General features: G+C 64.3%; 25 protein-coding genes. 6 read left to right on the top strand and 19 right to left on the bottom strand.

Annotated elements, in window-relative coordinates; all coding sequences use genetic code 11:
- Nucleotides 1–6: 6 nt before the first annotated feature.
- The 15 genes from ACSQ3N_RS16065 to ACSQ3N_RS15995 all read right to left on the bottom strand — a co-directional run bounded on the left by ACSQ3N_RS16065 (nt 7) and on the right by ACSQ3N_RS15995 (nt 9155).
- The gene (locus ACSQ3N_RS16065) at nt 7–492 is read right to left on the bottom strand and encodes a hypothetical protein (RefSeq protein WP_436146788.1); all 486 of its coding nucleotides are present in this window, start codon (nt 490–492) and stop codon (nt 7–9) included.
- Nucleotides 493–1428, bottom strand: coding sequence for a phage tail protein (locus ACSQ3N_RS16060; RefSeq protein WP_436146787.1), 936 nt, complete (start codon nt 1426–1428; stop codon nt 493–495).
- Entirely contained in the window at nt 1425–2270 is an 846-nt protein-coding gene (locus ACSQ3N_RS16055) for a baseplate assembly protein (RefSeq protein WP_436146786.1), read from the bottom strand. The genes ACSQ3N_RS16060 and ACSQ3N_RS16055 overlap by 4 nt, the downstream gene beginning before the upstream one ends.
- The gene (locus tag ACSQ3N_RS16050; protein ID WP_056171880.1) at nt 2267–2629 is read right to left on the bottom strand and encodes a GPW/gp25 family protein; all 363 of its coding nucleotides are present in this window, start codon (nt 2627–2629) and stop codon (nt 2267–2269) included. Before ACSQ3N_RS16050 ends, ACSQ3N_RS16055 begins: the two co-directional genes overlap by 4 nt.
- Nucleotides 2626–3222: a phage baseplate assembly protein V gene (locus ACSQ3N_RS16045; RefSeq protein ID WP_436146785.1), complete on the bottom strand. Its 597-nt coding sequence runs from the start codon at nt 3220–3222 to the stop codon at nt 2626–2628. Before ACSQ3N_RS16045 ends, ACSQ3N_RS16050 begins: the two co-directional genes overlap by 4 nt.
- Nucleotides 3223–3311: 89 nt before the next feature.
- Entirely contained in the window at nt 3312–3779 is a 468-nt protein-coding gene (locus ACSQ3N_RS16040) for a phage virion morphogenesis protein (RefSeq protein ID WP_436146784.1), read from the bottom strand.
- Between the two features lie 3 nt (nt 3780–3782).
- Nucleotides 3783–4277: a phage tail protein gene (locus ACSQ3N_RS16035; protein WP_436146783.1), complete on the bottom strand. Its 495-nt coding sequence runs from the start codon at nt 4275–4277 to the stop codon at nt 3783–3785.
- Nucleotides 4261–4800, bottom strand: a complete 540-nt coding sequence (locus tag ACSQ3N_RS16030; RefSeq protein ID WP_436146782.1) for a hypothetical protein — start codon at nt 4798–4800, stop codon at nt 4261–4263. Before ACSQ3N_RS16030 ends, ACSQ3N_RS16035 begins: the two co-directional genes overlap by 17 nt.
- 117 nt (nt 4801–4917) lie before the next feature.
- Nucleotides 4918–5481, bottom strand: a complete 564-nt coding sequence (locus tag ACSQ3N_RS16025; protein ID WP_436146781.1) for a glycoside hydrolase family protein — start codon at nt 5479–5481, stop codon at nt 4918–4920.
- Complete coding sequence (locus ACSQ3N_RS16020) at nt 5478–5696, bottom strand: hypothetical protein (RefSeq protein ID WP_436146780.1); 219 nt, start codon at nt 5694–5696, stop codon at nt 5478–5480. The genes ACSQ3N_RS16025 and ACSQ3N_RS16020 overlap by 4 nt, the downstream gene beginning before the upstream one ends.
- 5 nt (nt 5697–5701) lie before the next feature.
- Nucleotides 5702–5908, bottom strand: coding sequence for a tail protein X (locus tag ACSQ3N_RS16015; protein WP_436146779.1), 207 nt, complete (start codon nt 5906–5908; stop codon nt 5702–5704).
- Complete coding sequence (locus ACSQ3N_RS16010) at nt 5908–6390, bottom strand: head completion/stabilization protein (protein ID WP_436146778.1); 483 nt, start codon at nt 6388–6390, stop codon at nt 5908–5910. The genes ACSQ3N_RS16015 and ACSQ3N_RS16010 overlap by 1 nt, the downstream gene beginning before the upstream one ends.
- A gap of 115 nt (nt 6391–6505) precedes the next feature.
- On the bottom strand, nt 6506–7207 hold the full coding sequence (gene gpM / locus ACSQ3N_RS16005) for a phage terminase small subunit (protein WP_436146777.1): 702 nt from the start codon (nt 7205–7207) through the stop codon (nt 6506–6508).
- A gap of 10 nt (nt 7208–7217) precedes the next feature.
- Complete coding sequence (locus tag ACSQ3N_RS16000) at nt 7218–8228, bottom strand: phage major capsid protein, P2 family (RefSeq protein WP_436146776.1); 1011 nt, start codon at nt 8226–8228, stop codon at nt 7218–7220.
- 60 nt (nt 8229–8288) lie between these two features.
- The gene (locus ACSQ3N_RS15995; protein ID WP_436146775.1) at nt 8289–9155 is read right to left on the bottom strand and encodes a GPO family capsid scaffolding protein; all 867 of its coding nucleotides are present in this window, start codon (nt 9153–9155) and stop codon (nt 8289–8291) included.
- A 167-nt stretch (nt 9156–9322) separates the two neighbouring features.
- On the opposite strand from ACSQ3N_RS15995, the gene ACSQ3N_RS15990 reads away from it, so the two are divergent.
- The 3 genes from ACSQ3N_RS15990 to ACSQ3N_RS15980 all read left to right on the top strand — a co-directional run bounded on the left by ACSQ3N_RS15990 (nt 9323) and on the right by ACSQ3N_RS15980 (nt 12739).
- Nucleotides 9323–11122 carry a terminase large subunit domain-containing protein gene (locus ACSQ3N_RS15990; protein WP_436146774.1) on the top strand — a complete coding sequence of 600 codons (1800 nt, stop codon included), beginning with the start codon at nt 9323–9325 and terminating at the stop codon, nt 11120–11122.
- Nucleotides 11122–12168 carry a phage portal protein gene (locus tag ACSQ3N_RS15985; protein WP_436146773.1) on the top strand — a complete coding sequence of 349 codons (1047 nt, stop codon included), beginning with the start codon at nt 11122–11124 and terminating at the stop codon, nt 12166–12168. The genes ACSQ3N_RS15990 and ACSQ3N_RS15985 overlap by 1 nt, the downstream gene beginning before the upstream one ends.
- Nucleotides 12169–12391: 223 nt before the next feature.
- The gene (locus ACSQ3N_RS15980; RefSeq protein WP_436146772.1) at nt 12392–12739 is read left to right on the top strand and encodes a hypothetical protein; all 348 of its coding nucleotides are present in this window, start codon (nt 12392–12394) and stop codon (nt 12737–12739) included.
- Nucleotides 12740–13803: 1064 nt separating this feature from the next.
- On the opposite strand, the gene ACSQ3N_RS15975 is transcribed toward ACSQ3N_RS15980, so the two are convergent.
- The 3 genes from ACSQ3N_RS15975 to ACSQ3N_RS15965 all read right to left on the bottom strand — a co-directional run bounded on the left by ACSQ3N_RS15975 (nt 13804) and on the right by ACSQ3N_RS15965 (nt 16403).
- On the bottom strand, nt 13804–14271 hold the full coding sequence (locus ACSQ3N_RS15975) for a hypothetical protein (RefSeq protein ID WP_056171855.1): 468 nt from the start codon (nt 14269–14271) through the stop codon (nt 13804–13806).
- Between the two features lie 355 nt (nt 14272–14626).
- A complete protein-coding gene (locus tag ACSQ3N_RS15970; RefSeq protein WP_436146771.1) occupies nt 14627–15928 on the bottom strand; it encodes a Y-family DNA polymerase in 1302 nt (433 codons plus the stop codon).
- A gap of 25 nt (nt 15929–15953) precedes the next feature.
- The gene (locus ACSQ3N_RS15965) at nt 15954–16403 is read right to left on the bottom strand and encodes a LexA family protein (protein WP_436147962.1); all 450 of its coding nucleotides are present in this window, start codon (nt 16401–16403) and stop codon (nt 15954–15956) included.
- 37 nt (nt 16404–16440) lie between these two features.
- Here ACSQ3N_RS15965 and ACSQ3N_RS15960 point away from each other — a divergent pair, with 37 nt between their 5' ends.
- The 3 genes from ACSQ3N_RS15960 to ACSQ3N_RS15950 all read left to right on the top strand — a co-directional run bounded on the left by ACSQ3N_RS15960 (nt 16441) and on the right by ACSQ3N_RS15950 (nt 18085).
- Nucleotides 16441–17136 (top strand): SOS response-associated peptidase, encoded by a 696-nt coding sequence (locus tag ACSQ3N_RS15960; RefSeq protein ID WP_436146770.1) that lies wholly within the window; start codon nt 16441–16443, stop codon nt 17134–17136.
- Between the two features lie 11 nt (nt 17137–17147).
- On the top strand, nt 17148–17462 hold the full coding sequence (locus tag ACSQ3N_RS15955) for a hypothetical protein (RefSeq protein ID WP_436146769.1): 315 nt from the start codon (nt 17148–17150) through the stop codon (nt 17460–17462).
- A gap of 317 nt (nt 17463–17779) precedes the next feature.
- Nucleotides 17780–18085 (top strand): single-stranded DNA-binding protein, encoded by a 306-nt coding sequence (locus tag ACSQ3N_RS15950; protein WP_436146768.1) that lies wholly within the window; start codon nt 17780–17782, stop codon nt 18083–18085.
- Between the two features lie 54 nt (nt 18086–18139).
- On the opposite strand, the gene ACSQ3N_RS15945 is transcribed toward ACSQ3N_RS15950, so the two are convergent.
- Entirely contained in the window at nt 18140–18349 is a 210-nt protein-coding gene (locus ACSQ3N_RS15945) for a hypothetical protein (protein WP_082517081.1), read from the bottom strand.
- Nucleotides 18350–18909: the final 560 nt, after the last annotated feature.

Here is an 18909-nt window from a genome sequence, read left to right as displayed (position 1 = left end):
GCGCGATCAGAAGGGCAAAACGAATTCCTGCACCTGGCGGGTGCTGGCGCTGCGCGTGAAGGCCTCGAAGCGCTCCAGCGTGTACAGCTCGCCGGGCGTCAGCACCTGGGCGGCGGTGAAGTAACGCTGGCCCGCGGGCAGGCCTGCCTGCACCGTGCCGCCGATGAACACGCCCAGCTCGCGCACGGTCTCGCCCGCGGCGTCGGCGTAGTCAAAGGTCCAGCGGGCGTGCACCCACTTGGATGGCTGGGCGCTGGCGGTGTAGCGCGTGCCGTCAGGCAGCTCGATCTCCCCATCGGCGTGGGGCACAACGTACTGCACGGCGGTGATGAGGCTCCGGCCGATCTCGTCCACCAGGGTGGTGGCGGTGGTGGGCTCGGGCGGAATCTCCGCATCCCAGGCGGGTAGGCCCCGGCCCCAGGCCAGGTACAGGGGTTGCGCAGCGAGCGCACGGGCCAGGAATTCGCGGCCGCTTTCTTGCAGGACTGCCATTTATGTTTCCTCGGTGGAGATGAGTTGGAAGTGGTCGCGCCACGGGCCGCCCCAGGGGCCGCGCCAGTGGCGTGGTGGGTGTACGGGTGTCGGGGTGGCTTGCGCGGTGTGCTCAGTGACCATCACCACAGGGGCCGGGGCCGTCCATGCGGTGGACTTGGCGCTAGATTGCGAGCGCACCCGCACGCCACCGCCCAGCGGGGGCGCGGTGGTGGTGTACTGGGTCAGCTCCATGGCGCCGCCGGACAAAGCCGACAGCACGCGCGAGTCGAGGCGCCAGGCGTCCAGCACGGGCATGTCGTCGTACCGCGACACGGAGACACGCACCTGGGTGGTGGCGGTGCGGGGCTGGCCTACAGGTGCAGGCGGCAGGGTTCGGCCGCGGCGAATGCCGAAGGACTCCACCACGCCATGGTCGCCCAGCACGCCGCTGTAGCCGTCGAGCATTCCGGCATCCAGGGCCGGGCCGCGGTCCAGCACGATGGGGCGTGCGTCGTAGCCGTGGAACACCCGGTAAAAGTTGACGTGAGCGGGGAGGCTCGCGCGCACCACGTGCACGATGGCCGCCAGTTCGTGGTTTTGCAGCGGGCGGCCCAGGTCGAGGTGTAACCAGGCGCCCTGTTCGTCTATGACCACGCTGTGGTAACCCAGCCAGCCCAATGCGCGCCGAAGGCTGGCCGCTGACCCACGCACGAACAGCCAAGGCAGGCCTTCGGTCAGCAGCTCGGGCACGGTGTCGAAGTAAGGTGCGAACTCTGCGAGGCCGTATTCGGCTGCGAGCCAGGGCATGAATACATCGGGTGTGCCTGTGCTGGGCAACCCGATCGCGGCGGCCAGGGCGTCCCACTGGGGGGCGCTTTGGTCAATGGCGCGTTCCAGCGGCGTGGCCTGCGGGGGTAGCAGGTGCCGGCGCGACGGGGGGGCGGTGGTGGTCACTGCATGCCCTCATCCATCAGCAGTAGGGCGCCCAGCACGGGGTACTCATCGTCCGCCATGGGGGTGATATCGGCCGGTGCGGTCTGGTCCGGGTAGCGCACGGCCACGACGCCTTCCACGTGCAGGCGCGTGGTCACCCAGCTGCGCGACACGGCGCGGCCCAGGCGCGCGTAGCTGGCCAGGGCGGCGGGCAGGGCGGCCTGCAGCTGCGCCAGCAGTGTCGTGGGGGCGCCGGCCTCGCGCACCAGGCCTGCGGTGATGTTGATAGCCCGAGGCCGGGCGAGCGACACGGACACGGGCACACCCAGCGGGCGGGCGTCGTCGGCGTTCAGCGCGGCGAGCACGGCGGCCCGTGTGGCATCGGCCGTGCTGGTGTCGTGCAGCCACAGTTGGACGCGCACGGAACCTGGCCAGGGCTGCGTAGCGATGGCATCGCGCACGTTCTGCGATGCAGTCATGGCCGCGAGTTCGTAATGCTCCCGGGTGCCGTTGCCAGCGAGTGCACGAATGCGCAGCTGGATGCGCACCCGGTAGCGTGCATCCGTTTCGCCCGGCAGGCGGGGCACACCGTAGAAGGCTCCCTTGTGGTCGAGGTCGGCGCCCGTGGCGAAGGCGAGCAGGTAGGCGCGGGCCGCGTCGTTCACGCGCTGGCGGTACAGCAGCTCGCGGTAGGCATGGGCCTGCAGCAGCTTGGCGAGCGGCTCGGACTCCAGCGCGATGACTTCAGCCGCGGCCGGGTAGCGCACCAGCAGTTCGTCGCGGTGGGCTTCGTAGATGGTTTCAAAGTCCAGCGGTTCCACCACGGTGGGCGCCGGCAGCTTGTTCAGGTCGGGAATTGTCATGCAGCACCGCCACGGCGTCCGGTCACAGTGAGCTGCAGGGACAGCGGCTGCTGGCGGCGGTATTCGTTCAGGTGGGTGCCTTCCAGCGTCAGCTGCAGGCGGCCCGGTTTGTCGGCCTCGCGCGCCACGAGGATGCGCGACAGTCGCATGCGCGGCTCCCAGCGCATCAGGGCGCTTGCGATGGCAGAAAACAGGCGTATCTGCGTGGTCTGCGTGTCGGGATGGTCGATCAGCTCGGGCACCAGGGAACCGTAGTCCCGGCGCATGACGCGGGAACCGATGGGCGTGGTGAGGATGTCGCCCACGGACTGGCGCAAGTGCTCCAGGCCAGTGATGGAGTGGCCGGTGTAGCGGTTCATTTGGGGCCTTTGGTGTCGTCGTCGCCTTGCTTGACGCCGCCGTGCACGTGGTTGCGCAGGCTGATGCCGCCGGCCAGCACGTCGGGCGAGCCGGTGGCGCCCTCAGCGTCGATCACCAGAGATCCGCCACCGGCAGACAGGACGATGCGATCCCGGCGCAGCTCTATGAAGGCCTGGCCCACGCGCAGGGTGATGCCTTGTTCGCAGGTGATGGTGAGCATTCCGGCGCCCGCGTCGTGCTCCATGCCTTCGGTTTCGCTCCAGTCGAGGCGGTAGGCGTTGGGGTTCTCGCTGCCCTGCGGCGCCCTGTCGCTGTAGACACCAGGCAGCACTACGGCGTTGAGCAGGTCGCCGCCGGGCGCCATCACCATGCACTGCTCTCCGACCGTGGGCGGCCACCACTGGCGGCGCGATGCACCGCCCGCGCTGCCGCTGGTCCAGGGTAGCCAGTCGGTGAGCAAGTCGCCGCTGCGCACGCGGCAGCGCGCGGGCTTGCCGTGGCGCACTTCGGCCACTGTTCCCGCGCGCAAGATGTTTTCTATGCGGCGGCCGATTTCGAGGGGGGATTCAGATTGAGCAACGGGCCGTTCCATGCAATCGATGGTGCCCGCGTGCGCGCGAAAACGCACCCGATTGCGCCTGTGTGCGCGCCGTGCACATGCGGCTGTGTCGCAGGGTGGCGCTACCGGGAAAGGTGCGACAGCACCAGCTCTTGAATCCGCGCCATCTGGGCTTCGGTGATGCCCAGCAGGGGCCGCGCTGGGTAGCGGTATGTCGGCCCGCCAGGCTTCACGCGGTCTTCTAGCCCGAAGTGGTGCACGCGGGCGATGCGGTCAGCCCGGCCCACGAACTGCAGCACTGCTTCATCGGTCAGGCCCTGCGCCTTGAGGTGCTTGGCGGCCCGCAGCTTCTGGAACATGGGCGCAGACTTCTTCGCATTGCGGCGCACTGCGCCGCGTGCCTCGCGCAGGGCATTGGGCTTGCGGGGTTCCCACTGCGTACCGTCCGGCGTCTGCTGCGCGCGCATGCTGGCCACGTTGCCCGCGCGCAGGTCGCGCGCCACCTCGCGCGCCAGGCCGCGGCGCTCGGCGTCGGTGAGTTTGGCCAGCAGTGGAGAAAGCCACCCTTCCAGGCGCTGCAGATCGTCCATGGATCAACGGGGGTCGTGGTCCCACTCGGCCAGCAGCTCGCCGTGCATCCACAGGGACCAGTGCTCGGGCTTGTCGATGTGGACCGGGTGCGGCGGCTCGGCGACGTGGTGCAGCTCGACGGCGCCAGCCGGGGCGCCAGCGCGAGGGCGCACCAGCACGCGTTCGGTTAGGTCGATTTCAAAGCCGATGTCGGTGGTGATGTCGGTCAGAAACTCGACGTTGAACCGCAGGGCCTTTTCTCGCTTGTCGGGGTTGTCCAGCAGCTCGGGCTGGTTGCGGGATATCCACTCCAGCATTGGCACCACCAGCGCATCGGCGTGCCCGGCGTAGCCCAGCGCCACCACCTGCAGGGTGTAGGCGTACTCAAACGACAGCGTGCCGGTACCCGTGGTGATGATGCGGCCAGCGTTGATGAACAGCGTCAGGTTCTCGGGATTGGCCGCGAACCACGGCACGGCGGCCGTGAGCTGGTCGCGCAGGCTACTGGGCTTGAGCATCGGGCGTGCCTTCCAACAGCTGGCGGTCAGCGTCGATGACGGAGCGCAGCAGAACTACTTCGGCGTCTCGCTTGTCAACAACCGCTCGGAGTTCTCCGACCACTTGGACGCCTTCGACAATGTGGCGGTCGAGGGTTTCAAGTCGATCCGCAAGACCGCGGCGGGCAGCGTCGTCGGCTTGGGCTTGCGCGCGATAGGTGGCGGCTCGCCGCTCGGCATCGACGCGCAGCCGCTCAGCGCGAGACAGATCGAGGCGCAGAGCATCGTCGCGCGCCGGCTGGCCTTGGGTGAAAACATCGGATGCCTCCAGGGTGTGGGTTGCGTGGGTGGATTCATTGGCGGCGGTGGCGCGTTCATCGGTGAGCACAGCGTCCGTGCGCGCTTTGGATGCACGGGCGGTGCTGGCGATCAGATCGCGGTGGGCCAGTTGCTCGGAGTGCAGGCGAAAGGTTTGCGCGATCAACAGTGCGCCCAGCGCCAGTGCGCCGGCCTGCCAGGCGTAGGCTTTGATGGTGATCAGCATGTCAGCAGATCCCGTGCGGATGGCCACCGCAAAACGTGATGTAGGCAGCGGCCAGGGCCGCCGCGGCGAGCAGCACCAGCACCAGCGCGGTGATGGCCAGGGCTTTGAGGGCTTTTTTCATTGAATGGCCATGCAGTCCGCATGCCTCTTTTGTTGGCGTGTCCACACGCCCTTGCAGCCCTGCGGCCCCCAGTTCTCGCGCAGGCGGCAGTCTCGGCCGGCCTGAAACCGCCACTGCAGCAGCGCGTGGCAGGCGCCCACGTAGTCCCCCCGAAGCAGCCAAGTGCGCGGCGACTGCGGCTTGCGCCAGTTGCCGCTGCCGAACTGGCCGACCCAGTCTTGATACAGGTCGAACTCTCCCGGATACAACAGCACGTCCGGCAGGCTGGCCTTGAAGCGCAGTTCATCGGCGCTGTGCAGGTTGCGCGCCAGCTGCTCGGCCCGCTGGCGGGTGATGGGCGTGTCGGAAAGACTTACGCGCGTGCCGTCCTCATAGCGCGTGGAACCGTGGCCGATGGTGGGCACGTCGCCGGCCGTGGGCACGTAGGGGTGGTGCACCACCGCGCCATCGGCGCGCACGCTGGTGGGGCCGTCGCCTTCGCTGGCCTTCCATGTGGCGAAGCCAGCGGCCGACAGTGACAGCAGCGCGACGGCGATGCGCTGGCGTGTGCTGCCGCTCATGGCTGCACCGCATCGCGCCTGGCGTTGCGGTCCTCGCGTTCGTTCTGCCATTTCCACACCAAGTAGGCGATCTGCAGCGCCAGGTATAGGCACGTCAGGGTGGTGATTGGGCTCAGGGTGAAGAAGCCGCCCTGCTGGTTGGCGGCGACGGTGACGGGCGGGGAGGCCTTTGCAACCTCCACGCCTACGGCTTTGGCAATGCTTGTGCTGTCCATGGTGATCAATCCCACAGGTTGATGGTTGGTCGGGTGGTCGGGGCGGGTGCGTCGGGCAGCTGCACGGCATCGCCGGCCGCCAGGTGCACGCCCTTGGCGGCCAGGCCGGGATTCAGGTTCAGCGCGGCCTCGACCGTGCCGCGCGTGGTCCCGAGGGTGCGCAGGCAGAGTTGGTCGAGCGTTTCGTAGTCACGGGCGATGGCTTGCGGCATCAGATCAGTTCCACGGTCGTGCGGCCGATGCCCAGGATGTCGGAGATTGCCCAGCGCATGGCCTGGCGGTGTGCGTCAGCGCGGCTCTCGATCTTTTCTTTGATGCGGTCGCCTTTGCCGTCGCTCGATGGCGTGGTGTTGATGTCGCGATACGCCTCGGCCAGGTCGGCCTGCACATGGGAATAGACGGCCAGGAGATAGCGCGCTTCGTTCTCGCTGGCGCCGTCCATTTCATCGCATGGCACGGCCGACAGCGAGGCATAGCCCATGGCTTGGTGCGCATCGCGCCAGGCGCGCAGCTCGCCGTTTACGCTGCGCAGGGCCGCCACCAGCGCCAGGCGCAAGCGGTCTGGCGTGACGGTGCCATCCAGGCGGCAAGCCAGGCGCAGGCGGTCGGGCGAGATGGCAGGAAACCACGAGTGGTTTTGCACGGGCAGCTCTGCACCGACAACGGGGGGTTTGGCTGTGGCTACGAAACTCACGGGGTAGGCCTCGGGGTGGGGGGAATAAGGTGGCGGTGGTCCGGGTGCGTTGACCGCTGGGCTTGCGCCCTTGGGTCGCGGCACCCGGAGCCGCCAGGGTGCGGGGTACGCTCGGTCAGGAGGCTGGCGCGGCGTTCTTCAAACGTCGCTCCAAGCGCTCCATGTCTTTTTTCACGCCGACCTGCGCGAACAGTTCGTTTGCACGGACAAACTGCGCCATGGCCGCGCGGGCCTTGGTTTCGTCCACCGTTGTGTAGTCGGGCGTTGTCGTCGGGGTGCGGCCCACCACGGCATAGCCGATGGCCTTGAACAGCTTGGCGCGGGCTTGGTCGGGCGCGTCGTGGGCTTCGGTCAGCTGCGCGACATCTGCGAGGACGCGCACTGCCTCATCTCCACACAGCTTTCCATCCAGCGCCGCGGTGGCGGCCATGTCGATCAAGATCACGGCCGGCGTGCGCGTGTATTCGGACGGCATCGCCAGGCCGTGGGCGATCACATAGCGGGCCAGCTCCAGGGCGCGAACCCAGGAACCGGCATCCATGTGCCACACCATCAGCGTGACCAGCACCATGTCGTGCGCGCCCTGGCCGCCCGCGAGCGCGCCGGCCAGGTATTCGTCGTACACGGCCAGCAGCTCGCGCTTTGCCTCGATCTTGCGTTCCACGGACTGGATGCTTTTGAGCAGCCGTTTGTGTTCAGCGAGCTGGCGCAGCATCAGCTCGTAGGCGGTGCCCCGGACCTCGTGGCCGTAGGGCGCGGCCCTGGCCGACAGCTCGGCCAGCACGCGCATTTTGTGGGCTCGGGCGGGAGATGTCATGGCGCCCCGCTCAGGCCAGCTCGATGTTTTCCAACAGCACCGCTTTGCCCAGGTTTTCCACCACGTAGGCTTCGTTCACGCTTTCGTAGTTCTCGTACCGGTCGCGCTTGGCGTTGTCGGTGAACATGCGGCGGCGGGTTTCCTCCTGCCAGTAGATGGACAGGTTGTCCCAGCTGGTGATGAGGATGGACGCGCCCGGGAAGAAGGGCACGGCCGCCGCCGTAACGTTGCCGATGGCCTTTTGGCCCATGATGACCTGCGCGGCCAGCTGCTCGGTGGGTGCCTGCTTGACGTTGACGAGCGGGAAATACTTGTCGTGCAGCAGGTCGCGGCCGACCATCGCAACCAGGCTGGTGTCGTTGTGGAACCAGGGGTCCAGCAGGTTGAGGGCGTCCATCACCAGCGCGTCGAGGTTCTTGTAATGCGCGCCTGCAGCATCGCCCACCTTGATGGCGCCAGCGCCTGCCGCACCTTCGTCCATCACGCGCTCGGGCGCCGTCTCGCGCAGTTGCTGCAGCCAGCCTTTGTTGACGTCCTGCAGCATGGGGTTTGCCGCGATGTCGGTTTCAGCAGCTGCGGCCACCCCGTTAAAACCGATCATGGTGCGGTCGAGGGCCTGGCGAATGATGAGGGCATCGCGCACACGGGTTTGGAAGTCTTTGAACTTCGCCCACATGTCGAGCTTGGCGTAGTCCAGATGGGTGTCGAAGTTGGTCTGGAAGCAGTGGTACTGGGTGCCGTCCAGCGTGGAAAGATCGCGCGTGGCACGGTCTTTGAGCTTCGTGTTCGTGCGGCTGGCTGCGGGGCCGCCGATGCCCAGGCCCAGCTTTGCGCCCTGTTGCTCGCGCACGGGCACGATATTGATGCGCTTGAGCACGTCCGCGGACTCCTGAATCTTGGTTTCCAGGGTCTGCGCTACGGTGGGTGCGACGGTGAATTTCTCGCCCGCGCTGGGCACGGAGTTCAGGGTGGCGAGTTGGGATGCATAGGCCGAAACGGCCTGGCGGGTGATGGCGTGCATGTCGGTGTTCCAGGGGGAGGGATTGGGGTTTGATTGGGGTGGTTTGGGAGCGATTGGGGATCAGCAGTCGGTCTTCGGTGCGCCGTCGCCGCCGCTTGCAGGTGGGCGTGCGGTAAAGCCCGACTCGGGGGTTTCTTCAAGGCGCTTCACCAGGGCGTCGTGCTTGCCCGACAGCTCGGTGAAGTTCTCGGCCAGGGCGGCGTGGTCTGCCTTCAAGTCGTCGTGCGCCTTCTCTTGCTCTTCGGCGTAGGTGCCGAATGCTTCAAAGCCTTTGAGCACTTCGGCAAAGCGGGCGTCGTCGTCTTTCGCCTTACCGGTGAATCGCTTCACCAAGCCATCCATCACAGTGGAGAACTTCGACGCCTTGGGCTCGGCCTCGGGCGTCTCGTCTTCCTCGAAAACCAGTTCGGTGTGCACCGCTTCACTGAACAGCGCGCCGGCCTCGCTCTTGCGCTTGGTGAACGGGCTGGCTTCGGGCTTTTGCGCCGCGAAGGTCAGCACCTCGGTGCCCAAGCTGGCCGGGCTGTCGGTCACACCCAGGCCCGTGAGGTATGCCTCGCCCGAGTCGGCGAACTTGGGGTGCACCTCGATGCTGGTGTAGATCTTCTGGCCGGCCTTGTTCATGGCCACCAACTCGGGCAGCGGCTTGATTTGCGCGAACAGCGCGCGCTTGCCGTCTTCGACGTCGCGCGCCTCGACTGCGAGCACGTCGCCGTGCGCTCGGAATGGGCTGTCGGCGTACAGGCCGCGCATGTGCTCCACCCACACCCGGGCGCCGTACTTCGCCGGGTCGAAGTTCTTTGCCATCTGGTTGATCTGGTCGCGGGTGATGGCGCGGCCGTCAGTGGTGGCGCCTTCGGTGGCCACGCGGAAGAAGCGCGATTTGAGCGGCTTGTCAGTGCTGGCCGCGGTGGTTTTGGATGCCATGGTGGTGGGTTCCTCGGTTGCGTTGAGTGCGATGGTTTGCAGTGGTTGCCATCGTCTCGCCGTCGCGCGAACCCATCAATCAATGCCGCATGTGCAGCGTTCAGGCACATGCAGTAGGGCAGGGGAGCGTGTGCTTTTTCACAGGTTGGCGGCCCAAACTTGGCGCCATGTCTGCAGACGCCATCGCCAAAACCTTGCCCTTTTCCACCTTGCCCGGTCCCGGCCTGGCGGCCGATAAGCGCCGCGCGGCGCGGCACCTGTTCTGGCAGGGGTGGGCGATCACGACCATTGCGGCGTATATCGAGGAGCCGCGCTCCACCGTGCAGGGGTGGAAGGATGCCGAACAGTGGGACAAGGCGCAACCCGTGGAGCGGGTCGAAGCGGTGATTGAAACGCGCATGGCGCAGCTGGTCATGAAGGACAACAAGACCGGCGGCGACTTCAAAGAAATCGACCTGCTCGGCCGGCAGATTGAGCGCCTGGCCCGCGTGCACAAGTACGAGAAAACCGGCAAGGAAGCGGACCTCAATCCCAACGTCAACCGGCGCAACGACAAGCCCAAGAAGCAGCCCGAGCGCAACCACTTCGATGAGAACGAGCACCAGCTGCTGCTGGACTGTTTCGCGGGCTCCCTGTTCGGGTACCAGCAGACCTGGCGCGCCGCGCACGATCAGCGCACGCGCTTCATCCTGAAGTCACGGCAGATCGGCGCGACGTGGTACTTCGCCCGGGAGGCGCTGGCTGATGCGCTGGAGACTGGGCGCAATCAGATTTTCTTGTCGGCATCCAAGGCCCAGGCGCACATTTTCAAGCAGTACATCATTGCCTTTGCCAAAGAGGCCTGCGGGGTGGAGCTGTCGGGCGATCCGATCGTATTGAGCAATGGCGCCACGCTGTATTTCTTGGGGACCAATGCGCTGACGGCACAGGGCTACCACGGCAATTTCTACTTTGACGAGTGCTTTTGGACGCGCAAGTTTGACGAGCTGAACAAGGTGGCGTCGGGCATGGCGATGCACAAGCATTGGCGCAAAACCTACTTCTCCACGCCATCCAGCATCCAGCACCCGGCCTACGCGCTGTGGAGCGGTGACCGCTACAACAGGAAGCGCGCGAAGTCCGACCGCATCAAGCTCGATCTTTCGCACACGCACCTGGCCGGCGGCTTCACGGGTGAGGACAAGATTTGGCGCCAGATCGTCACGATCTTGGACGCCATGCACGGCGGGTGCAACCTGTTCGATATCGAGGAACTGCGCCACGAGTACAGCCCCGAGGAATTCGCAAACCTGCTGATGTGCGGATTCATGGACGACACGTTCAGCATCTTCCCGCTCTCGGAGCTGCAGGCCTGCATGGTCGACAGCTGGGTGGAGTGGACCGACGTGCACCAGCTGACGCTGCGGCCGTTCGGCTACCGGCCGGTGTGGGTGGGCTACGACCCGTCGCGCACTGGCGACTCGGCCGGGCTGGTGGTGCTGGCCCCGCCCGCAGCGCCTGGCGGCAAATTCCGGGTGCTGGAAACCCAGCAGTTCCGCGGGCTGGACTACGAAGCACAGGCCGATGCCATCAAGAAGATCACGGAGCGCTACAACGTCGCGCACATAGGCATCGACACCACCGGCATGGGCCGCGGCGTGTACGAGCTGGTCAGCAAGTTCTACCCGGCGGCCAAGGCCATCAACTATTCGGTGGAAGTCAAAACCATGCTGGTGCTCAAGGCCAAAAGCATCATCAGCAAAGGCCGGCTGGAGTTTGACAACGGCGCCGTGGGCATCGACCTGGCGCAGGCCTTCATGTCGATCAAGCGCACCTTGACCGCCAGCGGTAGCCAGGCTACCTACACCGCCGGCCGCACCGAACAAACCGGGCACGCGGATCTGGCATGGGCCTGTATGCACGCACTCGACAACGAGCCGCTGGAAGGCAGTTCCAGCGCCAATCAATCACTCATGGAGATTTTCTGATGACAGCTGGCACCAGCCAGGCCGACACGGCCGCCACCACCACGCCAGCCACGGGCGAGCGCTCGCAGATCGAGGCGTTCACCTTCGGCGAGCCCGCGCCCGTCATGCAGGGGGAGATGCTGGACTACGTGGAGAGCTGGATCAATGGGAAGTGGTACGAGCCGCCATTGAGCTGGGACGGCCTGGCCAAGTCGTTCCGCGCGAGCCCGCACCATGCGAGCGCGCTCTATGTGAAACGCAACGTGCTGGCCAGCACGTTCAAGCCGCACAAGCTGCTGGACCGCGCGACTTTTAGCAAATTTGCGTTGGACTTTCTCACCTTCGGCAATGCCTACCTTGAGCGCCCGCGCAACCGGCTGGGCGGCTCGCTGAGCCTGCGCCACTCCCTGGCCAAGTACATGCGGCGCGGCTCGGAGCTGGATAACTATTTCTTCGTGCAGGGCTACAGGACCGAACACGAATTCAAGCGCGGGGCGGTCTTCCACCTGATGGAGCCGGATGTGAATCAGGAGGTGTACGGCCTGCCCGAGTACCTGGCCGCGCTGCAGTCGGCTTGGCTCAACGAGTCAGCCACCCTGTTCCGCCGCAAGTATTACAACAACGGCTCGCACGCCGGCTTCATCCTGTACCTGTCGGATGCAGCCCAGCAGCAGGGCGACGTCGACGCGCTGCGCGATGCCCTCAAGAAGAGCAAGGGGCCGGGCAACTTCAAAAATCTGTTCATGCATGCGCCCAACGGAAAGAAGGACGGCATCCAGGTGATCCCCCTGTCCGAGGTGGCCGCGAAGGACGAGTTTTTCAACATCAAGAACGTGAGCCGCGATGACCTGCTGGCGGCCCACCGCATCCCGCCCCAACTCATGGGCGTGGTGCCCAGCAATACCGGCGGCTTCGGTGCCGTGCGACCCGCCGCCGAAGTCTTTGCCCGCAATGAGATCGTGCCGTTGCAGGCGCGTTTCAGTGAGCTGAATGCGTGGCTGGGTGAGGAAGTCGTGCGTTTCGAGCCCTACACCGTGGGAGACGGTGAGGGTGATGCTACCAAATAGATAGCTACCTGCGTTTACCCCGCAATGCGTTGCGGTTGGTCCTGCCGACAAGATCGGGCCAATGTGAAGCATGCGGTAACGCAGGGGAGATACTCCCCCGTGATGGCGCAAAGGCAGATGCTTGATCCTCTCGCTGAATTGCACGATGACGGGGGCAACGCCTACGTGCCGAGCACCGGACATCTGAGACGATTTGCCCTGTATAAACACAGCAGGGGCACAAATGGCCACAGGCGACATCTCAGAAATGGCACAGCTACAGGCGCGAGTTGCGCAGCTGGAAGAATCGCTCGCAACCTTGACCGATGCCCTCTTGCAGACGCAGGAAGCTTTCAAAAAACGCGGCTGTCAGCTCGACGGACTCACCGCAGTTCTAATTGGAGTTGCCGCCGCGCTGGCGTCATCGCCGGAACTCAACAAAATCGGCAAAACCGTCGTCAAGGCTGCGATCGACGGGCACTTGGCGTCCAGCCTGAATACAACTGTCACGGACGCCCACATTCACGGCACTAGCGAGTGGACGTATCGATTGCTTCCAGAAACGTGGAAGACGATGTACAAGCCCGCTTAGCCATCGACACTCAAGCTTTGCCTTGACCAGCTAGGCCTGGGCCCCGGGTGGTTCTCCTTTTCCCTACAGCTTGGCCACGCTCCGCGAGCGTGAGGCGGCACACTGTTGCGCGTTGGCTCAGAGCGAGCCTAGCTCTGAGGGAGCCACCCCTCTGGCCGCTCGCACCTCTCACTCCCCACAGACGACCGATTGACCGCCGAACCCCCGTCAGGCCCGCTGGCGCGCAGTCGAGACCCCGCCGCGCCTACCCTCTTGATAGGCCGTTTTTGCTGACCCTGCCGACCCTAGCCAGCGTAAGGCCTGGTGCGGGCTCGTGGCCGTTTTGCAGGTTGCCCGACATGACGGGATTTGACGGGATTTCGATGCGCTTTGTTGGCCGGCTGCGGGCACGCTCACCGTATTGCGGTGGGAACTACGCTTTCACCGCTGGGGGCGTCGAGGCCCTGCTGCGGTTGCTCTGCCCACTGGTGTGATGTAGGTGACGGTGGCTGACCCCGAGTCACCTGGCGGCGGCAGACTTGCCTCGACTAGCTCAGCTGCAACGAGTACCCGAACTTTGTCGATTGACGCTTCATCGTGGAAAGTCTGCGGAAGTGGCAGATTGACGAGTTCTTTTAGGAAGTCTTGTGGCACAGCTGTTCTCCAATGCAATCAAATTAGAGTACCAACGTACCACGCCGACCGTCCGTGCGGACTAGCGCAGCGCCTGGCTCTGACATCTGCACTATTGGCACCTCAAGCAACGATGTAGGGTGAACGTCTCCTACGTCGTGCAGTACCGCAGCAAGCGCCATGCGGTATGCGGCCTGAAATTCCTGGAACTCGGTCGGCCCCAGTTCTATGCGCTTGGGCGAAGAACGACCAGCAGTGGCCTCTGAATGAATTGCTGCGACGAGTACGGTGATTAGGTGCGGCATCTTTGCGCTGCAGATTAGCTCGATAGTCAAAAAAGAGCCCGCTTGTGGCGGGCTTCAACTGGCAATTGCAAGAAGGGGGGCCCCCCGGGGCGGGCGGCACCTTAATGATAAAGAATTTAGCATCTGCCACGCAAGCGTCGGGCGGAGTCATCCTTCCAGTACCTGCGACACCGAGCGAAATTGATCCCCGATCTGTTGGAACATCGCCGGATCGGAAGCCAGCGCGTTCAACTCACCGTTGCTGCTGATCCTGAAATGAGCGCTGGGGAGCTGAGCGACCTGCAAAAACGCACCGAGGAATGTAGCCGGCAATGACATCGTGCCGAGGGCCCGCGCGTCGTCCAGATAGAACATAGGTGGGGGTAAATGCTCAGCGATCGAAAAGCCAATCAGCAGTTCGGTTCGTACTGCTCCTTCTCTATGTCCCATCAACTCCAAAACGCCGATGGCTTGGGGCAGGACGTAGTCACCATCCTGATACACGTGAGTTCCGGAAAGCGCCGCCACTCGGACGGAGCGCACTTTTGAAATGACCCCAGTAGTCCACTTCGCGGACAAGTCGAGCGGCTGGAACACAGGGTCTCTGTTGACGAAGGGTTGAAGGTTGTGTTGCATAACAATACTGTTACACCTGCATAAATGCCTCTTTGTCAGACAGTTTTAATGTTGCATTTCCTTTCTAAACAGGATTTTTTGTTGCAACGCTTTTCTGTAGAGTGAATTCATGGATGCAAACCCCCTTGTGGCAGCACATGTCTCAGGCACGTCCACCGGGCCGGACCTCTTCTTGGAATGCCTCAAATGCGGGGCAAATGAGATCGTGCTTGGTTACGCGGATGGGCGTGCGCCCTACCATTTCCTGTGGATGCCCAAGTCGGTCACCGGTTTGATGCGAGTGACCTGTTTTACCTGTGGAGAGGAGGCTCTTCGGCAGGTCCAAATCGCCGAGTGAGACCCCTGCAGCTGAGTGCTAAGCCCGCGCGATTGGCACATCTTCCCAACATGTGGTGTATTGCGGTGTGCGCCTTTCCTGCCTCATCCCCCAGTCCTTCGTGGCGTTGACGCTTCCACCCGTCGCTGCTGAGTGCACTGTCCCCTTACCGTAACGGTTGTTCAGCGAGTCGATAGCCTTCATGAGCTTGCTGCGGTCGCGGTGGTCTTCATCTTCCAGGTCCAACTCGCCTTGCATAAGGCTGCTCGGGACGAGGTCCAGCAGCATCACCCCAGCCTTTGCCATCCGAAAGCCTGGCTCGTACATGCGCCGCATCCCGGCGGCCGCAGCCCATACAAGTTTCCCCGTGTCTGCCGTGGGCCTGCGCAGCGGCACCACAACCGACTTGTTGAACCGCGGCCCATCGCGAAACGGCGATGTGTGGCAGAAAACGAGCAACTGGCTGGCCAGGCTGTCCTGCTTGCGCAGCTTCTCCGCGGCCCGGCTTGCAAACTCACTCACGGCCTCGACCAGCGGGGGAAGATCCGTCACGGTGCTGCCGAATGATCGAGTGCATGCAATTTCTTTCTTGGGGTCCGGCGCATCGTCCAGCTGCATGCACTGCATGCCTTGCAGCTCCCGCACTGTGCGCTCCAGTACGACGCTCCAGCGCCGGCGCACGGTGGCCGGGTCCATGCGCACAAGGTCCAGCACTGTGTGAATGCCGCCCTCGTGCAGCTGCGCGCCGATCTTGCGGCCTACGCCCCACACTTCTTCCACCAGCGTCGCCGCCAGGACGTCCTCGAAATCCTGAGCGGGCAGGGCGGTCAGGTTGCAGACTTGGGCCAGTTCGCTGGGGTAGCTGCCGGGCTTGCGCTCTGCCGTCTTCGCGATGTGGTTCGCCAGCTTGGCCAGCGTCATCGTGGGCGCAATGCCTACGCCGCAGGGAATGCCCACCCAGCGGTCGATGCGCTCCCTTATGGCCCGGCTGCGCTTCGTGAGGTCGCCGCGCATGCCATGCAGCCCGACAAAGCTCTCGTCAATCGAGTAGATCTCTTGCGTGGGCCCCAGGCCGGCGGCCAGGCTCATCATGCGGTTGCTCATGTCCCCGTACAACGTGAAATTCGCGCTCAGGGCCACCAGGCCGTGCGTGTCCTCCATGTGCTGGATCTGAAACCATGGCGCACCCATCTTGATGCCCAGCGCTTTGGCCTCGTTGGATCGCGCAATGGCGCAGCCATCGTTGTTGCTCAGCACCACCACTGGCCGGCCCTGCAGGCTGGGCCGGAACACGCGCTCACAGCTCACATAGAAGTTGTTCCCATCGACCAGGGCGTACATACAGGTTCACGCGCAGGCGTTCCAGTCAGGAGGTCGGGAAAATCTTCACGCATCCACGCACCACGCCCCACACGTCAATCGTCTGGCTGTCGCGGGGGATGATGTCCGGATACGTGGGATTGGCCGCACGCAGCTTGATGCGGCCTGCGCGTTGGTAGAGGTACTTCACCGTGCACTCGCCGTCCACGATTGCCACGACGATGAGCCCATGCTTCGGCCGTACTGCCTTGTCCACCGCAATGATGCTGCCGTCTTCAATCCCAGCATCGCGCATGGAGTCGCCTTTTACACGCCAGAAGTAGGTGGCTTGGGGGTGCACCACCAGCAGCTGCATGATGTCCAGCCGCTCCACCACAAAATCATCTGCTGGCGACGGAAAACCCGCGCGCACGCTCACGCCGCAGATCGGCAGAGCGAGCGACTGCACGGCCACGTCATAGGGCACCGGCAGTGGGGAATCCAAAAGACTGTACATATTTACAGTGTATCTCATGCGCGGCAGAATGTGCTGCATGTGCACCTTCTACGAAGTCCCCGGCCGTGAGCAGCTTGTTCTGCACTTCGGTGATCTGCCTGAGGAAGAGTGGCGCGACAAGATGAGCCCGCTGTACCGTGGGCCGTTCTTGCGGGGCGCTGGGCAGGCTGCGGAGCTTGTTGTGGGCCAGTGGGGCATGATCCCGCCGGACTCTCAAACCAGCATACCCAAGGGCAAGGACGGCAAGCGGTTGTCGACCGTCAACGCAAGGCGCGAGGGGATGGCCAAATCGTGGACCTACGGCGGCCCGTGGCGCCGTGGTCAGCGCTGCATCATCCCCGCGCAGAGCTACGTCGAGCCGTATTGGCAAGACGGCGTGCACACCGCGTGGCAGTTCTCCCGCGCCGATGGCGAGCCGTGGGGCCTGGCCGGCCTGTGGAACGAGTGGACCGACCCGGCCACTGGCGAGGTGTTGTCCAACTTCACCATGGTCACGCAGAACTGCGACGTGCATCCGCTGCTGAGGCTGATGCACCGGCCCGACCCCAAGCGCCCGCCCCACATGCAGGACAAGCGCACCGTTGTGCCGTTAGAAAAGGGTGACTGGGATGCTTGGCTGCGCGGCACGATTGAGCAGGCGGAGGCCCTGATCCAGTTACCGCCGGTCGCGCTGTTCAAGCACGGCCCGCAGGACCCCACCCGGCAGATCGAGCTGCCAATTTTTGTTGAATGAAGGAGTCCCGCATGGCTGATGAACTGACGTTGCAAGAACAGGTGAACCTGCTGCAGGAGCAGATGGAGTTTCAGCAGGAGAGGGCGTCACAGACGATTGCGCTGCTGGAATCCGTCAACGCGCTGCTGCTGGCGGCCGTGCGCCAGTCCGAAAACAAGATCGAAATCATGAACGAGTACATGGCGTTCTGCGACATCGCAGACCACGGGCCAGCGCACGCCGCGCGCTCAGACTATGAAAAAGAGTTCGTTTTGATGGTGCGCCAGGCCACGGTGAATAACGTCATGCAGGGTGACGAGCCAGGGCAGTCCGGCCCGTTGAACTGACGCAATCGCAGCTGTGGGACAATCGCAACAATTTGGTGCATGGGGCAACTTTAGGGGCAACCCTAAACGCCTTTTGGACTTTTGCTAGGTTTGAAGCGGGTTTCACGCGGTATTTCGAATCCCGCCACGCCGACCATTGATAGCAAAAGCCCAGAACCGAAAGGTTCTGGGCTTTTTTGCTGGCGCTGTCGAATCGCCGCTCCTCATCCCCCGGGTACTGCAGCCGTGTCCTCCATGGCCCGCCTCAGCAGGCGCCCACAAACAACCAGTCCTCGTTGCTGCGCGCGCGCCGTGCGTCCTCGGGGTCAAGGACTCACATGATCGATGGATTGGTGTCAGGGCGTCTGTACGGCGATGCCGAGCAGCGGACCGACAAGACGGGCAAGCCCTTCACCGTGGCGAAGGTGCGCGCCACCACGGCGGACGGCGAAACCTTGTTTGTGAACGTGATCGCGTTTGACAGCGATGTGCGCGCATCCTTGCACCACCTGCGTGACGGCGATGCGCTGGCCGTCGCAGGCAGCCTGGTGCCCAAGGTGTGGACGGACAAGCAGGGCAACACCCGGCCCGCGCTGGACATGGTGGCGCACCGGGTGATCGCTGTGGCCGATACCGACCACTGAGAGCTCTGACCCGGAGCGCGCCTTTCACAGGCCGCTACCGCTGCGTGGATCGGATCAGGCCGATCCTTGTGGTTTCTTGGGTGCCGGCGCGTCTGGCGTGAACCCCAGCGCGTGAAGCTCTTCGTCGCTCAAGTGCAGCTCGGTCAACTCGGGCTGCCGGGCCTCGACCGTGCGGCGCCGCTCGTAGTTGCTGGGAGGGCCTTGTTCCTCTTGCCTGCGGTCTGCGCCGCTGCGCCGGTCTGACGTGGATCTGCGTTCGGTCATGGTGGTGGTCTCTCGGAGGGGGAGTTTTTGTCCCTGGGCTACCGCTGGTGGCTGGAGTTTGCGCCCGCGTGACGGATTTGAAAACGAAAAATTGGCCGCAGACAGGCGCTGCAGCCAGCCGGGGCCCACGCTGGCTGGTTTGCTGGGCCACAGAAACTGCGCCGTCGCCCGTCGACCTTCTGCGGGTTGCCCACCCGCCAGAGCTCCGTAGACCACCCACCGCCATGCACCGACTGACTTCTGGCATCGCCCTATGTTGGGGATGCCCTGCACCGCATTGATGCGACACCGCGGATTCTGTGCGGCCCGCGCCTGCAGCGCCATCTCTGGAAGGCGCGCAGAGCCGGGCTTTCGGGGCAATGGTACCTCGGCATGGATATTGCGATGAGAGAGCAACCCCGTTGGTAAAGCTGCCGGTGGGACCGACAACAACCCTCCGCTAATGATGGCGGAACCCAGGTGGCCTTGGCTTCGATGCCTCTTCGCCTGGTTGTTCCAAACCACACCCGTGCTACCGCGGAGGGTGAGGGTGCGGCGCCGACCCCACGGTCCGGTAACGC

It is taken from the genome of Acidovorax sp. LjRoot194, assembly GCF_964253015.1.
GTDB lineage: Bacteria > Pseudomonadota > Gammaproteobacteria > Burkholderiales > Burkholderiaceae_C > Acidovorax.
The sequence above is the reverse complement of the archived record's forward strand: the minus strand, read 5'-3'. Positions and strand labels throughout refer to the sequence as shown.